Here is a 584-nt window from a genome sequence, read left to right as displayed (position 1 = left end):
TCGGCCCTCCAGCCAGCACCCATGTCGTTGCCCAAGGCCAATGGGACACCGACGCTGCGCAGGTCCAACTGGGGCGAACATCCGGTGGCGGAAGCCGGTCTCGGTGTGACAAGTTCTCTCGCCGTGGCGGGCTGGCTCGCGGCCGGAACGCTCATCGTCATGCTCGTCAACGACCGCAGCGGACCGGAGGCCATGACCGGGCTTGCTGTCGCGTTCTCGATGCCGCCGGTTCTCATGACGGCGCTCGGATTCTCCGCGGCTGCGGCCTTCATCTGGCACAGGTACTGGGGCGGGAGCGTCTCCCTTGTCGTCAGCATCATGGCCGCACTGGCCGCAGTCGTCGCTCCGCTTATTTGGATAGCGGTAGCCATTCAATGATCGGCCCCAGTGGCGGCGTCCGCCTCGGCCGAGCATCCTCAATCGCCGCAGGTCACGCCTTATCCGCCTGCCAGGCCATCACCGTAGGTAGCCGACTCGCGGGCGTCCCGTTCTGTCGTGCCGATGAGCAGATGACCAGCAGCCTCGCTCGGGGCTAGCCTGCCGATGTGCCGGCGCTGATCGAGATCGTGTCCCATATCAATGCT

General features: G+C 65.8%; 1 protein-coding gene. It reads left to right on the top strand.

Features of this window, described 5'->3' with window-relative positions:
• On the top strand, positions 1-378 hold a 378-nt coding region (locus Pma05_RS42170), incomplete at its 5' end, for a hypothetical protein (RefSeq protein ID WP_203863151.1).
• Between the last annotated feature and the right edge of the window lie 206 nt (positions 379-584).

Source organism: Plantactinospora mayteni (assembly GCF_016862935.1).
GTDB classification, from domain to species: Bacteria; Actinomycetota; Actinomycetes; order Mycobacteriales; family Micromonosporaceae; genus Plantactinospora; species Plantactinospora mayteni.
This window is presented reverse-complemented; position numbering and strand designations above follow the sequence as displayed.